The 20,303-nt window shown below is 71.7% G+C and carries 15 protein-coding genes and 2 pseudogenes; 9 read left to right on the forward strand and 8 right to left on the reverse strand.

All coding sequences use genetic code 11. The features are described 5' to 3' along the window. Positions 1–372: 372 nt before the first annotated feature. Entirely contained in the window at positions 373–1,014 is a 642-nt protein-coding gene (locus CNO22_RS17180; RefSeq protein ID WP_100500524.1) for a TenA family protein, read from the reverse strand. Then, entirely contained in the window at positions 1,011–1,607 is a 597-nt protein-coding gene (locus CNO22_RS17185; RefSeq protein ID WP_100500525.1) for a thiaminase II/PqqC family protein, read from the reverse strand. Before CNO22_RS17185 ends, CNO22_RS17180 begins: the two co-directional genes overlap by 4 nt. Positions 1,608–1,753: 146 nt before the next feature. On the opposite strand from CNO22_RS17185, the gene CNO22_RS17190 reads away from it, so the two are divergent. The 6 genes and pseudogenes from CNO22_RS17190 to CNO22_RS17205 form a co-directional block, all read left to right on the forward strand. Further along, positions 1,754–3,106, forward strand: coding sequence for a purine-cytosine permease family protein (locus CNO22_RS17190; RefSeq protein WP_100500526.1), 1,353 nt, complete (start codon positions 1,754–1,756; stop codon positions 3,104–3,106). Continuing rightward, positions 3,103–3,249, forward strand: coding sequence for a hypothetical protein (locus tag CNO22_RS28425; RefSeq protein ID WP_198588398.1), 147 nt, complete (start codon positions 3,103–3,105; stop codon positions 3,247–3,249). Before CNO22_RS17190 ends, CNO22_RS28425 begins: the two co-directional genes overlap by 4 nt. A 16-nt stretch (positions 3,250–3,265) precedes the next feature. Beyond that, entirely contained in the window at positions 3,266–3,736 is a 471-nt protein-coding gene (locus CNO22_RS17195) for a thiamine phosphate synthase (RefSeq protein ID WP_198588399.1), read from the forward strand. Further along, the gene (locus CNO22_RS29715; RefSeq protein ID WP_269799603.1) at positions 3,733–3,930 is read left to right on the forward strand and encodes an FAD-dependent oxidoreductase; all 198 of its coding nucleotides are present in this window, start codon (positions 3,733–3,735) and stop codon (positions 3,928–3,930) included. Before CNO22_RS17195 ends, CNO22_RS29715 begins: the two co-directional genes overlap by 4 nt. A 106-nt stretch (positions 3,931–4,036) precedes the next feature. Beyond that, positions 4,037–4,594: pseudogene (locus CNO22_RS29720) on the forward strand (FAD-dependent oxidoreductase); the annotation flags it as partial. 25 nt (positions 4,595–4,619) lie between these two features. After that, a pseudogene (locus CNO22_RS17205) lies at positions 4,620–4,790 on the forward strand (integrase core domain-containing protein); the annotation flags it as partial. A gap of 461 nt (positions 4,791–5,251) precedes the next feature. On the opposite strand, the gene pyk reads toward CNO22_RS17205, so the two are convergent. From pyk to CNO22_RS17240, 6 genes are all read right to left on the reverse strand, one after another. After that, a complete protein-coding gene (gene pyk, locus CNO22_RS17215) occupies positions 5,252–7,243 on the reverse strand; it encodes a pyruvate kinase (RefSeq protein ID WP_100500527.1) in 1,992 nt (663 codons plus the stop codon). Positions 7,244–7,289: 46 nt separating this feature from the next. Beyond that, positions 7,290–9,002, reverse strand: a complete 1,713-nt coding sequence (locus CNO22_RS17220) for an NAD-dependent malic enzyme (RefSeq protein ID WP_100500528.1) — start codon at positions 9,000–9,002, stop codon at positions 7,290–7,292. A 123-nt stretch (positions 9,003–9,125) separates the two neighbouring features. Further along, positions 9,126–10,949, reverse strand: coding sequence for a dihydrolipoyl dehydrogenase (lpdA, locus tag CNO22_RS17225; protein WP_100500534.1), 1,824 nt, complete (start codon positions 10,947–10,949; stop codon positions 9,126–9,128). Positions 10,950–11,009: 60 nt separating this feature from the next. Beyond that, positions 11,010–12,335: a dihydrolipoyllysine-residue acetyltransferase gene (aceF, locus tag CNO22_RS17230; protein ID WP_100500529.1), complete on the reverse strand. Its 1,326-nt coding sequence runs from the start codon at positions 12,333–12,335 to the stop codon at positions 11,010–11,012. 27 nt (positions 12,336–12,362) lie between these two features. Beyond that, positions 12,363–15,035 carry a pyruvate dehydrogenase (acetyl-transferring), homodimeric type gene (aceE, locus tag CNO22_RS17235; protein ID WP_100500530.1) on the reverse strand — a complete coding sequence of 891 codons (2,673 nt, stop codon included), beginning with the start codon at positions 15,033–15,035 and terminating at the stop codon, positions 12,363–12,365. Between the two features lie 107 nt (positions 15,036–15,142). Continuing rightward, the gene (locus tag CNO22_RS17240) at positions 15,143–15,706 is read right to left on the reverse strand and encodes a hypothetical protein (RefSeq protein WP_100500535.1); all 564 of its coding nucleotides are present in this window, start codon (positions 15,704–15,706) and stop codon (positions 15,143–15,145) included. Between the two features lie 823 nt (positions 15,707–16,529). On the opposite strand from CNO22_RS17240, the gene CNO22_RS17250 reads away from it, so the two are divergent. From CNO22_RS17250 to gcl, 3 genes are all read left to right on the forward strand, one after another. After that, positions 16,530–17,345 carry a hydroxypyruvate isomerase family protein gene (locus CNO22_RS17250; RefSeq protein ID WP_100500531.1) on the forward strand — a complete coding sequence of 272 codons (816 nt, stop codon included), beginning with the start codon at positions 16,530–16,532 and terminating at the stop codon, positions 17,343–17,345. A 148-nt stretch (positions 17,346–17,493) separates the two neighbouring features. Continuing rightward, positions 17,494–18,372, forward strand: coding sequence for a 2-hydroxy-3-oxopropionate reductase (locus tag CNO22_RS17255; RefSeq protein WP_100500532.1), 879 nt, complete (start codon positions 17,494–17,496; stop codon positions 18,370–18,372). Between the two features lie 59 nt (positions 18,373–18,431). Beyond that, a complete protein-coding gene (gcl, locus tag CNO22_RS17260; protein ID WP_100500533.1) occupies positions 18,432–20,231 on the forward strand; it encodes a glyoxylate carboligase in 1,800 nt (599 codons plus the stop codon). Positions 20,232–20,303 lie beyond the last annotated feature (72 nt).

Below are 20,303 nucleotides of genomic sequence, written 5' to 3' on the forward strand. Positions count from 1 at the left end.
ACATGCTGAGGCTGGGAAGTGCCCTGCACGACCCAAATCGTTCTCGCGCTCCCCGCTCGCACCGGGCAGACACGCCGAGGTTGTTCAGCAGGCTCCTAGGGGCTGATCGAGGGCACCGTCCGGCGCGAGAACGCACCGGAGCCCGGCCTCGCATTCGACCCCGGCCAAGGCTGGTAGCCCGGCCCCGTCCCCGACTCCGACCAGCCCCCAGGTGAGGTAACCGATGTTCCGTCGCAAGACGACCGCGCGCGGCGACGTGCACCCGGTCGACGAGGTCCTGCCCGTGCCGCGCATGACACTGTTCGGCCTGCAGCACGTGCATGCCGGCTCCCTCGCTCGGGTCGCTGCCAGCGACGGTCAGGGCCACGGCGGTCACCGGCCGCCATCCTCCCCACAGGCGCCCTCGAAGAACGCAAGCTCGAGCTGCATGGCCCGACGGTAGGCTCGGCGCACCGCGGGCGTATCGGTCGCATGCCGGTCGAGCAGCCGCTCGAGGGTCGCGGCCAGCGCGTCGAACTCCGGCGCGGCGTAGGTGGTGACCCACTCGCCGTAGGTCTCCTGCGACCGCCCGGACAGGGCCTGACCCAGGTAGGCGTACAGCCGCATGCACGGGGTCATCGCGGCGCACGTCCGGCCGACGTCGCCGACCGAGGCGGTGGCAAGCAGGAAGTCGGTGTAGGCCAGCGTCGCCGCGACCGGCTCGACCGCCGCCAGGTCAATCCCCCACCGGGCCGCGTACGAGTCGTGCAGCCGCAACTCCTCGCGGACGCCGGCCAGCAGGTCGGCGAACGCCTCGAGCGAGGCGCGGTCCCGGCTGTGCGCGACAGCCAGCGCGTACGCGCGGGCGAACGCCTCCAGGAAGAAGGCGTCCTGCGCGACGTAACCGGCGAACCGCTCGCGCGGCAGCGTCCCGTCGGAGATGCCGGTGACGAACGAGTGCGCGAGGCAGGCCGCGGCCAGATCTGCGTTGTCGGCCCACAGCCGCGCGGCGAGCCCGGACGGCGTTGAGGTCACCGGGCGTCCACCGCCATCTCCCAGAACGCGATCTCAGCGGCGACCACCTCGAGGAACACCGCATCGGCGTCCACCGGGCCGGCGCGGTCCGCGGCCACCTCCAGGCCCGCCACGTAGTCGGCGAACACCGGCACGGTCCAGTGCTCGACGAACTCCCGGTACTCCGGCGCGCCGGGCCGTGCACCGGACCACGCGTCGAGGTACGTCCGCTCGATCGTCCACAGCGCGACCAGAGCGTTCGGCACGTCAGCCGAGTCGAGGCGCTCGAGCAGCTCCGCGTACCGCGCCGTGGCCGGCAGCGCCGGCGCCGCCAGGTCCAGGCCGCGGGCAGCCGCCTGCTGCTCGAACCAGGCCAGCTCCTCGACCAGCGCCGTCACGCCGCCGGCCAGCACCGGCTGCGCCTGGCGGGGCGCCCGGGCCAGCAGCCGGGCCTGGAAGCGGAGCAGGTCGGCGACGAAGCGCGCGTCCTGGACCAGCCAGGTGTCGAAGGCGGCCGCCGGCAGGGTTCCGTCCCGGACGGCGTCCAGGAACGGGTGGCACACGGCACGGCACCACTCGGCGGCGTGGCGCTGCAGCAGCTCGGCGACCGGCACGGCGGCGACTCTACGAGGTGGCTAGGGTGGGATTCGACACGGCCGGAGCCGTGTGCGGGAGCTCGGGGCAACCGGGCTGAGAGGGCGGCTGAGCGCGCCGCCGACCGCTCGAACCTGACCGGGTAATGCCGGCGTAGGGAGCGATCGTGAGCACGTCGGGCAGCATGCGCACAGCCGGCCCCACCCCAGATGCGCCACTGACCCTCACCGAACCACCGCCGCGGACCCTCGGCTTGCGCGACTCCCTGGGCCTGTGGGGCAACCTCGGCATCAGCCTGCTGCTGCCGGTGGCCGCCGTCTTCGTCGTCCTTCCGGGGCGGCCGTTGTCGGAGACCCTCGGCGCGATCGTCCTGGGTGCGCTCATCGGGGCGGTGCTCCTGGGCCTGGCCGCGGCCGCGGGCGCGCGCGAGAGCGTCCCGGGCATGGTGCTGCTCCGTGGCCTGCTGGGACGGCGCACCTCCTACGCGCCCACCGTCCTCAACCTGGTGCAGTGCGTCGGCTGGGCCACCTTCGAAATCGTCGTCATCGCCGAGGCCGCCTCCCGGGCGCTGGACGCGCCGCGCTGGCCCTTCGTGCTGGCCGCCGGCATCCTGGCCACCGCGATGGCCCTGCGCCCGCTGGGCGTGGTGCGGGTGCTGGCCCGCTACGCGGTCTGGGCCGCGCTGGCCGCCATCGTGTACCTCTACGTCCAGGTGCTGGCCGAGCCGCTGCCGCCGCTGGAGGGCGGTGGCGCGACGTCCTTCTGGACGGCGACGGACATCGTCATCGCGCTGCCCGTGTCGTGGTTCCCGCTGGCCGCCGACTACACCCGGCACGTGCGCACCGGCCGGGCGGCCTTCGTCGGCTCGTCGGTGGGCTACGGCCTGGCGACCGTCGTGATGTTCACGCTGGGTGTGCTGGCCCTGGCGGCCTACGGCAGCGCGGGCCTGGACGTCGTCGACGCGCTGCTGGCCGTGCCGCTCGGCGTGATCGCCGTGCTGGTGCTGATCACGGTCGAGCTCGACGAGGCCTTCGCCCACGTCTACTCGACGGCGATCTCCGCGCAGAACCTGGTCGCCCGGCTCGACCGGCGGCTGCTGGCCGTGGGGGTCGGGACGGCGGCGACCCTGCTGGCGCTCTTCTTCGACATCGCCGCCTACGAGCCGTTCCTCTTCCTCATCGGTGCGGTCTTCGTCCCGCTGGTCGGGGTGCTGCTGGTGGCCTACTGGTCGACGCCGCGCGGGCAGTGGGACACCTCGGACCGCGCACCGGCACGGCCGCTGCTCCTGCTGCCGTGGATCGCCGGGTTCCTCGCCTACCAGCTGACCCTGCCGACCTATTTCACCGGACCGGGCCAGAGCTGGACCGTCTGGTGGACCGCCCGGCAGGCCGACCTCGGCATCGACCCGGGCAACGGCTGGTCGGCCTCGCTGGTCAGCCTCGCCGTCGCGACCGCGCTCACCGCGCTGATCGTGCTGCCGGGCCGGCGCCGGCGGCGCCGCAGCGGAGTGGTCGCGTGAACCGGCCGCCCCTGGGACCGCTGCACGTCCTCACCGACGCGGGCGGCGGCCCCCAGGCGCTGGCGGCGGTGGCCGCGGCGGTGGCAGCGGGCGCGCCGGTCGTCCAGGTGCGCGCAAAGGACTGCACCGACCGGGTGCTCTAACGAGTTCGCCGGCCAGGTGGTGGACATCTGCCGGCCGGCCGGGGCCACCTGCCTGGTCAACGACCGGGTGGACGTGGCGCTCGCCGTCGGCGCCGCGGGCACCCACCTCGGCGCGGACGACCTGCCGGTCGCGGCCGCCCGCCGGGTGGCCGGCCCCGGCCACCTGATCGGCGGCACGGCCCGCGACCCCGAGCTGGCCCGCCGGCTGGTGGCCGAGTGCGCCGACTACCTGGGCGTCGGGCCGGCGTATCCGACCACCACCAAGACCAGTCTGCCCGATGCCCTCGGCCCCGCCCGGATCGGGGCGGTGGCCGCGGGGGTGGCGGTACCGGTTATCGCCATCGGCGGGATCACCGCCGAGCGGGTGCCCGAGCTGCTCGCCGCCGGTGCCGCGGGAGTCGCCGTGGTGGGCGCCGTCTCGGGCGCGGCCGACCCGGCGGCGGCGACCCGGCAGCTGCTCCGCGCCCTGGCCGGCGACGTCCGATGACCGACGTCGCGGTCGCCGGCGGCGGGCTGATCGGGCTCTCCGTCGCCTGGCGGGCGGCGCAGCGCGGCCTGTCGGTCACCGTGGTGGACGACGCCCCCGGCAGCGGGGCCTCGTCCGCGGCGGCCGGGATGCTCGCCTCGGTCACCGAGGTCTCCTACGGCGAGGAGGCGCTGCTGCGGCTGTGCCTGGCCTAGCTGGAGCGCTACCCCGCCTTCGTCGCCGAGGTGGAGCGGGCCGGCGGCGTCCCCGTGGAGCTGCGCACCGTTGGCACCCTGGTGGTCGGCTTTCGACGAGGACGACATGCGCGCGCTCGATGCGCTGCACCGCTACCAGCAGGAGCTCGGCCTCTCCGTCGAGCGGCTCACGCCTCGGGAGACCCGCCGCCGCGAGCCCTCGCTGACCCCGCGGGTGCGCGGCGGGCTGGCCGTCTCCGGCGACCACTCGGTCGACGGCCGCGGCCTGCACGCTGCGCTCTCCGCTGCGGCCGCGACCGCCGGGGTGCGGTTCGTGCGCGAGCGGATCGGCGACGTGGAAGTGAGCGGCGGCCGGGCCGCCGGCCTGCGGACGGCGGGCGGCACGCTGGTGCCTGCGGACGTCGTCGTGCTGGCGATGGGCGCCTGGAGTGCGACGCTGCCGTCGGTCGGCGCCCTGCCGGTGCGCCCGGTGAAGGGTCAGATCCTGCGGATGGCCGGGGCTGCCGACCTGCTCGAGGGCACGGTCCGGGCCCTGGTCCGGGGCCGGCACGTCTACATGGTGCCCCACGCCGGTGACGGCCTGATCGTGGGCGCCACCGTCGAGGACCGCGGGTTCGATGCGGCGGTCACCGCCGGCGGCGTGCACGACCTGCTGCACGACGCGATCGAGGTCGTGCCCGGCGTAACCGATCGAACGCCTCAACCGCACCCTGGTCACCGAGTGGGCCTACCGCCAGGTATTCACCAGCAACGACGAGCGCGCCGCCGCCCTTGCCCCCTGGATCGAGCACTACAACACTCAACGCCGCCAGAGCGCACTCGGCGGGCTACCACCGATCAGCCGCCTGGCACCAACCTGATGACCGGGTACACCCAGAGGTCGGCCAACCACACCTTCGCGCCCGAGTTCAACGCGTTGAGGGCCATCTTCGGGTCGGCTGGGCCGGTGATCTCCAGCCGCCGGTCGGTGAGATCGGCCGGGCCCGGCGCGACCGTCCACTCGGAGCGCGCGCGAGACGGCGTTGCAGCTCTCCCACGAAGGCCAGCGCCTCGCCGGTGAGCATCTCCGCGCCACGCTCCACCGGCTTTTCTGTCAGGCGGACATCAGTCATGGCTCCCACCTCGTCTTTTCTGCAGGTAGCGGGTGGAGGACCACCGGGGTCGGGTTGCGGGATGGCCGGGCACCGGCGTGGTGGTCGTGGCGGGCGCACCGCCGCGGCGGGGGGGCGCAGGACCCGGCGGCAGCCGTCGGCCGGCTCCCGCACCGTTCCGCTCGGGGACGGCGGCCGCGGTGGCCAGTCCGGGTCGCAGCCCATGCCCGTCACCGGCTGCCTTCGGCACCGGAGGAAATCGGATCGCCGAGCCGGTGCACGCGCAGGGTGTTCGTCGACCCTGGAGTGCCGGGCGGGCTGCCGGCGGCGACCACCACGGGCTCCCCCGGCTGCATGTGCCGCAACTCCAGCATGGCACTGTCCACCTGCCGGACCATGGCGTCGGTGTGGTCGACCGCCGGGACGAGGAAAGTCTCGACGCCCCAGACGAGGGCCAGTTGACGGCGGACCTCGGGAATCGGGGTGAAGGCCAGCAGTGGGATCGGCGAACGGTGGCGGGCGAGCCGGCGCGCGGTGTCCCCGCTCTGCGTGAAGGCGGCCAACGCCCCCGCGCCGGTCGTTTGCCCCAGGTCGACCGCAGACCGTGCGATGGCGCTTCCGAACGAGGCGGGGCTGCGCTCGAGCGACGGAATCCTCTCCAGCTCCTCCTCCGCCGCCGCGATGATCCGCGACATCGTGGCAACAGCGTCGACCGGGAACCGGCCGACGCTGGTCTCCGCCGAGAGCATGAGTGCGTCCGCGCCGTCATGCACGGCGTTGGCCACGTCGCTGGCCTCGGCGCGGGTCGGCCGCGACGCGTCGACCATCGACTCGAGCATCTGGGTCGCCACGATGACCGGCTTGGCCAGCTCGCGCGCCACCTGGACCGCCCGCTTCTGCACGAGCGGGACCCGCTCCAGCGGCATCTCCACCCCTAGATCACCCCGCGCGACCATCAGCCCGTCGAAGGCCTCCACGATCGAGTCCAGCGCCGCGACCGCCTGCGGCTTTTCGATCTTCGCCAGGACGGGCCGGCGGATGCCCACCTCGTCCATGACCCGGTGCACGTGGCCCACGTCCTCGGGCGATCGCACGAAGGAGAGCGCCACCAGGTCCGCACCCAGGGTCAGCCCGAAGCGCAGATCGGCTTCGTCCTTATCGCTGAGCGCCGGGACGCCGACGCCCCCGGTGGGTAGCGAGAGCCCCTTCGAGTCCGAGACCGTCCCTCCCTCGATCACCTCGAGGCGCACGTCCGGTCCCTGTACCGCCACCACACGCAGGGCCACCCGGCCGTCGTCGATCAGCACCGGGTCACCGGGCGCGACGTCGGACGCCAGGCCGGCGTAGGTGGTCGACACCCGGTCGTGGTCCCCCGCGCCCAGCTGGGTGGTGATCGTTACCGTCTCACCGGTCGCCCAGAGCACCGGGCCGTCCGCGAACCGGCCCAGCCGGATCTTGGGACCCTGCAGGTCGACGAGGACGGCCACGCCCCGGCCGGTCTGCTCGGCGGCCTGCCGGACCCAGCGGTAGGACTGGGCGTGGTCCTCGTGGGAGCCGTGGGAGAAGTTGAGCCGGGCGACGTCCATGCCGGCCTCGACCAGGGACCGGATGCGCTCGTAGGAGTGCGTGGCTGGCCCCAGGGTGCTGACGATCTTCGCTCTCCTGGCTACCGCGCCGGTCGACCAGGACGGCGGGCCACCGGAGTGCTGGCCCACCGTTGTGGGTGCCGCCGTGGCAGGTGACGACCGGGTCATGGCAGGCCTGAGAGTCCGGCGCAGCTCGGCCACGTGCCCGATCGCCTGGACGTCGTACATCGCTGTCTCCACCTGGCCCTCCTCGTCAAGGACGAAGGTGGACCGGATGACACCGGTCACCGTCCTGCCGTTGACGCGCTTCTCCCCCCAGACGCCGTAGGCCTCGCACACGGCGTGGTCGCCGTCGGCCAGGAGGGGGTAGGTCAACCCCTCCTGCTCGCGGAACTGCGCGAGCTTCTGCTGCTCATCCGGGGAGACGCCGAGCACGGTGTACCCGGCGCCGCGCAGCGAGGCGAGGTTGTCGCGGAAGTCGCAGGCCTCCTTGGTGCAGCCCGGTGTCATGGCGGCCGGATAGAAGTAGAGGACGACCTTCCCGCCGCGCAGTCTCTTCAGCGACACCTCGTCGCCGTCCGGGGTGGGCAAGGTGAAATTAGGGGCCGGATCACCCGGCTGGAGCCGTTTCGACATCGTTCTCTCCTAGATCCTCTCGTGGTGGCTGATCAGCACACCGGGTTCAGACCGCCTCGACCCGCGGGTACTCCGGCCGCCACATCGCGGCGTGCACCTGCTGGACCGGATCGTGCAGCTCCACCTGGGCCAGGCCCTCGGATGCCGCGGCCTTGGCCACCGCGATCCCGACCGCAGCTGACACCGGCCGCAGGTCGTCCACCGGGGGTAGCAGCGCCGACCCCGTGGTGCCCGCGTCGGAGAGCTCGGCGACCGCGGCCGCTGCTGCGGTCAGCATGCCGGCGCTGATCCGCCGCGCCTTCACCACCGAGACCCCCAGCCCCAGGCCGGGGAAGATCAGGGCATTGTTCGCCTGCGCGACGACGTGGGTCCGTCCGTCGTGGTCCACCGGCGGGAACGGGCTGCCGGTGGCCACCAACGCGCGGCCGTCGGTCCAGCGGATCAGGTCGTCCGGGAGCGCCTCGCACCGGGACGTGGGGTTGGACAACGGCAGGATGACCGGTCGCTCGGTGGAGGCCGCCATTGTCCGCACGATCGGCTCGCTGAAGGCGCCCGGCTGGGTCGAGGTGCCGATGAGGACCGTCGGCTGGGCCCGGACCACGACCTCGGCGAGCCCGATGGATCCGCTCGGTCCGGCCCAGTCGGCCGTCTCGCCGGCGGGACGGGCGTACGGCACCTGGAAGTCGCGCAGCTCGGAGGCACGTTCCTCGGTCAGGAGCCCGCGGCTGCCCAGCGCCCAGAACCGCTGCATCGCCTCCTCGCGAGACAACCCCTCCCGGACCATGGCGTCGCGGAGCATGTCGGCGATCCCGATCCCCGCCGTCCCGGCGCCGTAGACGACCACCCGCTGGTCACGCAGCCGCGCGCCGGTGGAGCGCAGCGCGGCGAAGACGGCCGCGAGCACGACCGCCGCGGTGCCCTCCATGTCGTCGTTGAAGGTGCAGCAGGTCTGGTTGTACCGCTCGAGGATCCGTCGGGCGTTGCTCGCACCGAAGTCCTCCCAGTGCAGTAAGGCGTTGGGGAACAGTTTGGTGGTCGCGGCCACGAAGGCGTCGATGAAGTCGTCGTAGCGCTGGCCGCGCACCCGTGAGTGCCGCCTACCGAGGTACATCTCGTCGTTGAGCAGGCGGAGGTTGTCGGTGCCGACGTCGAGCACGACGGGGAGGACCCGCCGGGGGTGGATGCCCCCGGCCGCGGTGTAGACGGTCAGCTTGCCGATGGAGATCTGGATGCCGCCGACACCCTGGTCGCCGATCCCCAGAATGCCCTCGGAGTCACTGGCGACGATGAGGTCGCAGTCGTCGGGCCCGAGACCGTAGTCCCGCAGCGCCCGCTCGATGTCCTCCGGCTCGTCGACGGACAGGAAGACTCCCCGCGGCCGGTTGTAGTCGTGGCTGAAGCGCTCGATGACCTCCCCGATGGTCGGCGTGTAGACGACCGGGAGCATCTCCTCCAGGTACTCGCTGAGCAGCCGGTAGAACAGCACCTCGTTCCGGTCCCGCAGGCTGGCCAGGTAGACGTGCTTGGCCAGCGCGCTGGGCTGGCCGCGGTACTGCTCGTACGTGCGGCGCACCTGGCCCTCCATCGACGAGACCGCGCTCGGCAGCAGCCCCACCAGGTCCAGCGCCTCCCGCTCGTCCGTGGTGAAGGCGGTACCGCGGTTGAGCATCGGGTTGCGCAGCACGTCGTTGCCTCGGGCGCGGATGCGCGCGATCAGGCTGTCGGGCGCACCGACCAGCTCGTAGGGCCGTTGGTACATGCGGTCGCTCCTCGATGTCATGGTTCCGCCGGTGGCTGGTCAGGGCTGCAGCTGCGTCCGGCCGCGGGACCGCGACACCGGACCTCGAGCCGTCCCCTGCACCTCTCGTGCCACGTGGTCCGGCTACTGCTTCTTTCTGGGCAGGTACAGGTCGGTGATGGTTCCTTCGAAGGCCTCGGCCGACATGCCCACGGTCTCCGACAGCGTCGGGTGTGGGTGGATGGTCATCCCGATGTCGCCTGCGTCGGCGCTCATCTCGATGGCCAGCGCGGCCTCCGCGATCAGTTCGCCGGCGTTGGGCCCGACCATGCCGGCGCCGATGAGTCGATGGGTGGCCTCGTCGAAGACGAGTTTCGTCATGCCCTCGTCCCGCCCGAGGGAGAGCGCCCGCCCGCTGGCCGCCCAGGGGAAGACGCCGGTGCCATACGTCAGCCCGGCCGCCTTAGCGTCGTTCTCGGTTGCACCGACCCACGCCACCTCGGGATCGGTGTAGGCAACTGACGGGAGGACCCGCGCGTCGAAGTGGCTGGGCTGCCCGGCCGCGGCCTCGGCGGCCACCTTGCCCTCGTGGGTCGCCTTGTGCGCGAGCATGGGCTGGCCCACGACGTCGCCGATGGCGAAGATGTGCGGGACGTTGGTGCGCAACTGCTTGTCCACCGGGATGAACCCGCGGTCGTCGACGATTACCCCCGCGGCGTCGGCGCCGATGAGCTTGCTGTTGGGCTTGCGCCCCACGGCGACCAGGACCTTGTCGAATACGTCCTGGGCGGGCACGCCGGCGCCGTCGAAGGTCACCCGCAGCCCGTCATCGGCGGCCTCGACCCGGGTCACCTCGGTCGAGAGGTGGACATTCTCGTAGTGCTTGCGGATGTGTTTGGCGAGCGGGGCCACGACGTCCTGGTCGGCGCCGGGAATGATCTGGTCCATCAGCTCGACGACGGTGATCTGCGAGCCGAGCGCGGAGTAGACCGTCGCCATCTCCAGCCCGATGATCCCGCCACCGAGCACCAGCAGGCGCCTGGGCACGTCGGTCAGCGCCAGCGCTCCCTCCGAGTCGATGACCCGGGGGTCCTCGTGGGGCACGAAGGGCAGGGTCACAGGCTCTGAGCCACAGGCAATGATCGCGGTGTCGAAGCCCACCAGCGTCGTGGATCCGTCGGCTCCGGCCACCTCCAGCTGGGTCGGCGAGACGAACCGCCCCATACCCTGGACTGTCGTGACCCCGCGCTTCCGCGCCAACCCGCCCAGGCCGCCGGTGAGCCGCCGGACGACGCCGTCCTTCCAGGTACGCAGGCCGTCGAGGTCGATGCTCGGCGACCCGAACCGGATCCCGTGCTCGCTCATCTCCCGCGCCTCGGCGATCACCTTCGAGGCGTGCAGCAGCGCCTTGGAGGGGATGCACCCGATGTTCAGGCACACCCCACCCAACGCCGCCCGTGCGTCGACGACCACGACCCGCTTGCCGAGGTCCGCGGCGCGGAACGCGGCGGTGTACCCGCCGGGTCCCGCGCCCAGGACCAGCACCTCGGCGTGCAGGTCGCTCTCCCGGTCCGTGACCGGCCGCGGGACCGGAGGCCTGCCGGATGCCGACCGCCCCTGCTGCGTCGGTCCCTGCTGCGGCGACGCATACACCCCCGCCGGCGAGCCGTAGCCCGCCTGGTCGGCGGCAGGCGTCATCGCCTCCTCGGCCTCCGGGGGCAGCCCGGCCGACTGTGGTTCAGCCTGGCCGCCGGATAGGCGGATCACGAGATCGCCGGTGCTGACGGTGTCCCCGACGGAGACCAGCACCTCCTCCACCGTGCCGGCGGAGGGGGCGGGGATGTCCATCGTCGCCTTGTCCGACTCGAGGGTGAGGACGGGGTCCTCGGCGGCGACCTCGTCGCCGGGCGCGACGTGCACCTCGACGACGGGGACCTCGGTGAAGGTGCCGAGGTCGGGGATGCGCATGTCCACGGAGAGCTCCAGGGCTACGGGAGAGGGCGGAGGGCGAGAGGCCGGCGCGGAGTGCTACAGCACCAGCCGGCGCACGTCCTCCAGCAGGTGACCGAGGTGCCGGGCGAAGCGGGCGGCGAGCGCACCGTCGATGACCCGGTGGTCGTAGGAGAGCGACAGCGGCAGCACCAGCCGAGGCACGAACGTCGCGCCGTCCCACACCGGGGCCGTCCTCGACCGGACGACGCCCAGGATGGCCACTTCAGGGGCGTTGACCACGGGGGTGAACGACGTTCCGCCGATGCCGCCGAGGCTGGAGATGGTGAAGCAGCCGCCCTGCAGGTCGGGAGCGGTCAGCTTGCCGTCCCGGGCCCGCGCGGACACCTCGCCGAGCTCGCGGCTGAGCTCCCGGACCCCCTTGCGGTCGACGTCGCGGATGACCGGGACAACGAGGCCGTCTGGGGTGTCGACGGCGACCCCGATGTGGAAGTAGCGCTTGAGGACCAGGGCGTCCTTCTCCGGCGCCAGGCTGCTGTTGAAGCGCGGGAACTCGCGCAGCGCCGACACCGAGGCCTTGAGCAGGAAGGACAGCAGGGTGACGCGGTACCCCTCGGCTCGGGCCTCGGTGTCGAGCTCCCTGCGGTAGGCGTCGAGCTCGGTGATGTCCGCCTCGTCGTCGTGGGTGACGTGCGGGACGTTCAGCCAAGAACGGTGCAGGTGCGGCCCGGACACCCGCTGGATGCGCGTGAGCGCCTGGATCTCGACCGGCCCGAACCTCGAGAAGTCCTGCGGTGGGATCTCCGGGATGCCGGCACCCGCCGCCGGGGCTGCAGCGGCCTGCTCTGGACCGTGGACCTCGCGGAGTAGGTCCTCCTTGGTGATCCGGCCCTTGGGCCCTGAGCCGGTCACCTCGGTCAGGTCGATGCCGAGCTCCCGGGCCAACCGGCGCACGCTCGGCCCGGCGTGCACGCCGGTGAAGTCGGGCGGTGCCGCTGTCGCGCTCACCGGCGGCCCACCGGGTGCGGACGGCAGGGACGCCGCCTCGGCGGAGCGGCGGGCCGGTTCGGCGGCCGCCGCCGTCGGCGCGGGAGCCGCCTCGGTGGCCGGCTCGACCTGGTCGACGGTCGAGGAGGCGAGCTGCTCGACCGGTGCAGCGCCGTCGGACCGGTCGAGCAGCAGGATCGGCGACCCGACGTTGACCCGGTCGCCGACGGAGATCCGCAGCTCCCGGACGGTTCCGGCCTCGGGCGCGGGCACCTCCATCGTCGCCTTGTCCGACTCCAGCGTCACTAGAGGGTCCTCGGCCGCGACCGTGTCACCGGGCCGCACGTGGATCTCGATGACCGGGATGTCGGAGAAGTCACCGAGGTCGGGAACCGTCACTTCGGCGGGTGAGGTCATGTCAGGCCTTCCGGACGAGGGATGCGGTCAGACGGTCCACGGCGGCGGCGCCTCCGGGTCTATGCCGTAGCGGCCGATCGCGTCGGCCACCGTCCCCGCCGGGACGGCGCCCTCGGCGGCGAGCGACGCCAGCGCCGCCACCACCACCGCGTAGCGGTCGACCTCGAAGAACCGGCGCAGGTTGCGGCGGTAGTCCGAGCGCCCGTAGCCGTCGGTGCCCAGCACCCGGTAGCTGCCCGGCACGAACGGCCGGATCTGGTCGGCGAAGGTCCGCATGTAGTCGCTGGCGGCGATCACGGGACCGCGCCGGTCGGCCAGGCACTGCTCCACCCAGCTGCGGCGCGGTTGCTCGGCCGGATGGAGCATGTTCCACCGCTCGACCTCGAGCCCGTCGCGCCGCAGCTCGGTGAGGCTGGGCGCGCTCCACACGTCGGCCTCGACGCCGAAGTCGGCCGCGAGCAGGTCCGCGCCGGCCAGCACCTCGCGCAGGATCGTGCCGCTGCCCAGCAGCTGCACGCGCGGCGGCGCGGCCTTGCGGCGGGACGGCTCGGCCGGCCCCTCCCGCAGCAGGTACAGCCCCCGGAGGATGCCCTCCTCGGCGCCCTCGGGCATCCCGGGATGCTCGTAGTTCTCGTTCATCAGGGTGACGTAGTAGAAGACGTCCTCCTGCTCGGCGTACATCCGGCGCAGACCGTCCTGGACGATCACCGCGACCTCGTGGGCGTAGGTCGGGTCGTAGGAGACGCAGTTGGGGATCGCCGAGGACAGCAGGTGGCTGTGGCCGTCCTCGTGCTGCAGGCCCTCACCGTTGAGGGTGGTCCGCCCGGCGGTGGCACCGAGCAGGAAGCCGCGGGCCCGGGAGTCACCGGCCGCCCAGGCCAGGTCCATCACCCGCTGGAACCCGAACATCGAGTAGAAGATGTAGAAGGGGATCATCGGGGTGTCGCTGAGGCTGTACGCCGTCGCCGCCGCGATCCACGACGACATCGCCCCGGCCTCGTTGATGCCCTCCTGCAGCATCTGACCGTCCGGGGCTTCCCGGTAGTACATGAGCTGGTCGGCGTCCTCGGGCTGGTACAGCTGCCCGACCTGGCTGAAGATGCCGAACTGGCGGAACATCCCCTCCATCCCAAAGGTGCGCGACTCATCGGGCACGATCGGCACCACCCGCTCGCCGATGGACTTGTTCCGCAGCAGCGTGTTGAGGATTCGGACGAAGGCCATGGTGGTGGAGATCTCCCGGCCCTGGACCGGCGCGAGCTGGCCTCCGAAGGCGGAGAGGTCCGGCACCTGCAGGCTCTCGCTGGACCGGCGCCGGCGGACCGGCATCGGCCCGCCTAGCGCTGCCCGGCGCTCGCGGAGGTAGCGCATCTCTGCGCTGTCCTCCGGGAAGCGTAGGAACGGCACCTGCTCGAGCTGCTCGTCGGGAACCGGGATGTCGAACCGATCCCGGAACCGCGCCAGCGCGGCGCCGGCCACCTTCTTCTGCTGGTGGGTGATGTTCTGCCCCTCGCCGGCCTCGCCCATGCCGTAGCCCTTGACCGTCTTGGCCAGGATCACGGTCGGCTGCCCTACGGTCCTCACCGCGGCGCTGTAGGCCGCGTAGACCTTGCTCGGGTCGTGCCCCGCGCGGGTGAGCGCCCAGATCTCGTCGTCGCTCATGCCGGCGACCAGTTCGAGCAACTCGGGGTACTTGCCGAAGAAGTGCTCCCGCACATAGGCGCCGTTCTTGGACTTGAAGTCCTGGTACTCGCCGTCGACGCACTCCTCCATCCGCTTGAGCAGCAGACCGGAGGTGTCCCGGGCGATCAGCGGGTCCCAACTGCTGCCCCAGATCGCCTTGATGACGTTCCAGCCCGCCCCGCGGAAGACCCCCTCCAGCTCCTGGATGATCTTGCCGTTGCCGCGGACCGGCCCGTCGAGGCGTTGCAGGTTGCAGTTGACGACGAAGACGAGGTTGTCAAGCTTCTCCCGCGCTGCCAGTGCGATCGCGCCCAGCGACTCGGGCTCGTCGGTCTCGCCGTCGCCGAGGAAGGCCCACACCCTGCGCCCGCTGGTGTCGGCCAGCCCGCGGCAGTGCAAATACTTCAGGAACCGCGCCTGGTAGATCGCCATGATGGGGCCCAGGCCCATCGACACGGTGGGCAACTGCCAATAATCCGGCATCAGCCAGGGGTGCGGATAGGACGACAGCCCTCCGCTGCCGACCTCCTGGCGGAACCTCAGCAGCTGTTCCTCGGTGAGGCGCCCCTCGAGATAGGAGCGAGCGTAGATGCCGGGCGAGGAGTGCCCCTGGATGAACAGCAGGTCGCCGCCGTGTGTGTCGGTCGGCGCGTGGAAGAAGTGCTGGAAGCCGACGTCGTACAGCGTCGCGGCGGATTGGAAGCTGGCGATGTGGCCACCGAGCTCGGACGACTCCTTATTGGCCCGCAGGACGATGGCCATGGCGTTCCAGCGGATGAAGGAGCGGATGCGGTGCTCGACGGCACGGTCGCCAGGGTGCCGGTCCTCCTTGTCCACCGGGACCGTGTTGAGGTACGGCGTGGTCGCGTTGTAGGGCACCGGCGCGCCCTTGCGGCGGGCCTCGGCGACGACCTCGTCCAGCAAGTGGAACGCGCGTTCCGCCCCCTCGAACGCCAGCACCGAGTCCAGCGCGTCGATCCATTCTTGCGTCTCGCCCGGATCCAGGTCATCGAGCACGGAGAGCCTCCATGGTGTGAGCTAGCTCAGCTCGGTGGTGGGGTGACAGTGCCGGACCGGTGGGACGACGGGGCGGCCCCGGACGAGCCCGCTCCGCCGTCCCCCGGTCAGTGCGCCGCGTCCGAGCCGCGACGCCCGGGCGGGGTCGGGGTCGGGTGGTCGGTATCGACCGCGAAGGAGTTCGCGGTGTCGCCGGCGGCCGGCGAGCGGGGCACCAGGGGGACCCACTCCGCGTCCTGCAGCTCGCCCGGTGACGGGTAGCCCTCGACCGCGGTTCCCTCGACCGACACCTCCGGCGGGTAATTGCCCTTGAAGAAGGCCGTGTCGACGACGACGCCCCGCACCACGCCCGGCGCACCGAGGCGGACGATGGCGTAGTCGAACCCGGGCTCGCGCCGCCGGCGGGTCTCCCACCCGTCGTAGACCTGGCCCTTGTGCCCGAAGGTGTACGTGGAATACGAGGGCGCCTCCGGCTTGATCAGGTTCTCCCGCTCGGCGAAGAGCTCGTCGTTGGCATAGACGACGCTGCTGCCCAGGCTCCGCGAGGCCAGGTCCGGCAGGCGGGTGAAGTCCTGTCCCGGCGCCGCGCCGGCTTCGGAGCCCACCACCTTGACGCCGGGCTGCTCGGCGTCCCGCTGCCCGGTGGGCTGGTCCTGTACATGGCTGGTCATCGTCACGCTTCTCCTCGGGTCAACAGGTGGCCCCGCGGTTCGTCGCCGCCCGTCTCCTGGCCGCGCAGCCAGGTGCTGCGGACGACTCCGTCGAGCCGCCGGCCCGCGTACGGGGAGGATCGTGGTGACGCCGCCGGCGGCAGCCGCCCGCGTCGCCGACGCGAACCCCTCGCACTCAGTGCGGCCGGGTTCGTTCACGTGCACGTGGGCGTCGACCAGCCCGGGGAGCAGGACGACGTCCTCCCGAGGTCGACGACCCGTCGGCCCTCCAGGCGAGAGTCCAGCGGCTCCACGGCGGCGATGCGACCGTCGATGACGCCGACGCAGCCGGGTTCCTCGCGCCCGGACGTCAGAAGACGGTGAGCGCGCAGGACCATGTCGTACTGGGCCACAACGCCTCCTGCTCAGAGAGAACTGATGGTCCGGGGGCCGCTCGCGTGGCAGGCGCGAGTTTCGAGGGCTCGGCGCACCCCGCCGTGCCGCGGTTCTGCCGGGCGGGTCGAATCGACCCGTCCGTTGGCGGAGAACACTAGGAGCGCAAATGTGATCGGGTCAACACGCGCTCAACGGATATACCAAATACTTCCCCGACCCAAAGAATGCGGTCCCACAGTCCTTCCAGTGGGTATTCGATATATCTTCCTGTGGCCCCGGACCGGTGAGGCCAACCGCTTGACCGGGCCCGTCAACGGCACTTACGGTTCCGGCAGCAACTCATCGCACGGGCTCACCTTCGCGGCGACCCCGCTTGTGACGCCATTCTGGTCCTGCCGGACCTGCCGTGCATGTACTTTCGACCCGATCAACTCCACGGAAGATAGTGATGGTCGCTCGCACCCTTCAGTACGAGGTCAACTGCTCCATCCTGTTCACCGAGCTGCCCCTGCTGCAGCGCCCGGCGGCCGCGAAGCAGGCCGGGTTCGACGCCGTCGAGTTCTGGTGGCCCTTCCCGGTCGCTGTGCCCTCCGACGCCGATGTCGACGCCTTCCTCCGGGCTGTCCGCGACGCCGGCGTGCAGCTGGCCGGGCTGAACTTCTTCGCCGGCGACATGCCTTCGGGGGACCGGGGGCTGGTGTCCTGGCCCGCGCGCTCGCAGGAATTCCGGGACAACGTCGACGTGACCGTCGGGATCGGCGAGCAGCTCGGCTGCCGCGCCTTCAACGCGCTCTACGGCAACCGGGTCGACGACGCCGGGCCGGACGAGCAGGACACCCTGGCGGTGGAGAACCTTGCCCTCGCCGGCCGCGCCGCGAGCCGGATCGGGGGCACGGTGCTGGTCGAGCCGGTGAGCGGCGCACCTCGGTACCCGTTGCGCACTGCTGCCGACGCCATCGGGGTGATCGACCGCGTGGCCGAGGAGAGCGAGGTGACGAACCTGGGCTTCCTGTGCGACCTGTACCACCTGGCGGTCAACGGTGACGACCTCGACCGGGTCATCGAGACCTACGGCCGGCGGGTCGCGCATGTACAGATCGCCGACGCCCCCGGCCGGAACGAACCCGGGACCGGCGAACTCAACCTGCACCGCTACCTCGGCCAGCTGACGGCCGCCGGTTACGATGGCTGGGTCGGGCTGGAGTACAAGCCCAGCGGTGCCTCGGCCGACAGCTTCGGCTGGCTGAGCCGTTCCGCCGCCTGAAGAAGGGCCTCCTGCCTCCCACCGGAGAAGGACCCCGTCCTCGCCACCCCCGCACGCTCAGGGCGGGGCCCGGGACGGGGCCGCCGGGACCTGGCAGGAAAGCCGCACCCCACGACCGCTCACACCCCGACAGGAAGGAAGTGTTCCTATGACAACGGTCGCCTTCATCGGCCTCGGCATCATGGGTGGCCCGATGGCCGGCAACCTGGTCAAGGCCGGCTTCGACGTCATCGGCTACAACCTGAGCCCGGAGCCGATCCAACGGCTCGTCGACCAAGGTGGGCGCGGAGCAGGCAGCCTGGCCGAGGCCGTGCGGGACGCCGACGTCGTCGTGACGATGGTTCCCGACTCGCCGGACGTCGAGGCGGTCACCATCGGCGAGGACGGGTTCTACGGGGTCGTCAAGCCCGGCACCCTGCACGTTGACATGAGCTCGATCCGTCCCGACGTCGCCAAGAAGGTGGCCGAGGCGGGCCACGACCGAGGTGTGCGCGTCCTCGACGCCCCGGTCAGCGGCGGCGAGCAGGGCGCGATCGACGCCACCCTCTCCATCATGGTCGGCGGCAGCCCGGAGGACTTCGCCGACGGTCGGCCCGTTCTCGAGGCGGTCGGCAAGACCGTGGTGCACGTCGGCCCGGCCGGCTCCGGCCAGACGGTCAAGGCGGCCAACCAGCTCATCGTCGCCGGCACCATCGAGCTGGTCGCCGAGGCCATCGTCTTCCTCGAGGCCTACGGCGTCGACACCGAGGCCGCGGTCAAGGTCCTCGCCGGCGGGCTGGCCGGCAACGCGATCCTCGACCGCAAGGCCGCAGCGATGCTGCGCCGCGACTTCACGCCCGGCTTCCGCATCGAGCTGCACCACAAGGACCTGGGCATCGTCACCTCCGCCGCGCGCGAGGCCGGCGTGGTCATCCCGCTGGGGGCGGTCGTCGCCCAGCTCGTCGCCAGCCTGAAGGCCCAGGGTGACGGCGGCCTCGACCACTCGGCGCTGCTCAAGCTCGTCGAGCAGCTCTCCGGCCGTCACTGACCACCCGCATCCCACGACATGACGCGGGTCCGGCGAGCGGACCCGGAGACAGGAGACCCATGCCTCGCATGAGGGCCATCTCGGCCGCCGTGCAGATCCTCCAGCGCGAAGGCGTGACGCACGCCTTTGGCGTGCCCGGAGCCGCGATCAACCCGCTGTACGCCGCGCTCAGTGAGAACGGCAGCATCTCCCACGTGCTCGCCCGGCACGTCGAGGGCGCGTCGCACATGGCGGAGGGCTACACCCGGGCCAAGGCCGGCAACATCGGCGTCTGCATCGGCACCTCCGGGCCGGCCGGCACCGACATGATCACCGGCCTGTACTCGGCCTCCGGCGACTCCATCCCCATCCTCTGCATCACCGGCCAGGCGCCGACCGCGCGGCTGCACAAGGAGGACTTCCAGGCCGTTGACATCGCCGCGATCGCCGCCCCGGTGACCAAGATGGCGATGACCGTGCTCGAGCCGGCGCAGGTTCCGCGTGCCTTCCAGCAAGCCTTCCACCTCATGCGCTCCGGCCGGCCCGGCCCGGTGCTGATCGACCTGCCCTTCGACGTGCAGATGGCCGAGATCGAGTTCGACATCGACGCCTACGAGCCGCTGCCCGTCTACAAGCCGCGGGCCACCCGCGCCCAGATCGAGAAGGCCCTGGACATGCTCCAGGCCGCCGAGCGGCCGCTGATCGTCGCCGGCGGGGGGATCATCAACGCCGAAGCCGCTGACCTGCTGGTCGAGTTCGCCGAGCTGGTCGACATCCCAGTCGTCCCGACGCTGATGGGCTGGGGCTCGATCCCCGACGACCACCGGCTCATGGCCGGCATGGCCGGGCTTCAGACGTCCCAGCGCTACGGGAACCAGAACCTGCTCGCCTCGGACTTCGTGCTCGGCGTCGGGAACCGGTGGGCCAACCGTCACACCGGGGGGCTGGAGACCTACACCCGCGGGCGCACCTTCGTCCACGTCGACGTCGAGCCCACCCAGATCGGGCGGGTGTTCACGCCCGACCTCGGGATCGTCTCCGATGCCGGAGCGGCCCTGCAGCTCTTCGTGGAGGTCGCCCGGGAACGGCAGGCGGCCGGGCAGCTGCCCGATCGCGGCACCTGGGTCGAGGAGTGCGGCGAGCGCAAGCGGACCCTGCTGCGCCGCACGCACTTCGACGACGTACCGATCAAGCCCCAGCGGGTGTACGAGGAGATGAACAAGGCGTTCGGGAAGGACACCCGCTACGTCAGCACCATCGGCCTCTCCCAGATCGCCGGAGGCCAGTTCCTGCACGTCTACCGACCCCGCCACTGGATCAACGCCGGTCAGGCCGGGCCCCTCGGCTGGACCGTGCCTGCGGCCCTCGGCGTCTGCGTCGCCGATCCGGAGGCCACGGTCGTCGCGCTGTCCGGCGACTACGACCTCCAGTTTCTGATCGAGGAGCTGGCGGTCGGGGCCCAGTTCAATCTGCCCTACATCCAGGTGCTGGTGAACAACTCCTACCTGGGGCTCATCCGGCAGGCGCAGCGGGCCTTCGACATGGACTACGCCGTGCAGCTGGCCTTCGACAACGTCAACTCCCCCGAGCTCGGCGGCTACGGCGTCGACCACGTCAAGGTCGCCGAGGGCCTGGGCTGCAAAGCGCTGCGGGTGCACGAGCCCGACCGAATCGGCCCCGCCCTGGAGGAGGCCAAGAAGCTGCTGGTGGAGCACCGCGTGCCGGTGGTCGTGGAGATCATCCTCGAGCGGGTCACCAACATCTCGATGGGCACGGAGCTCGACAACGTCGTGGAGTTCGAGGAGCTGGCCAGCAAGGGCGAGCACGCACCCACCGCCGTCTCCGCCCTCAACCTCGAGAACATGCAGCTGCTCGACTGAAGAAGGCCCCCTGCCCCCCGCCGCGGCGGGGGGCAGGGGGCCTTCTTCAGTCGAGCAGCTGCATGTTCTCGA

This window comes from Geodermatophilus chilensis (assembly GCF_002802985.1).
Taxonomy (GTDB): domain Bacteria; phylum Actinomycetota; class Actinomycetes; order Mycobacteriales; family Geodermatophilaceae; genus Geodermatophilus; species Geodermatophilus chilensis.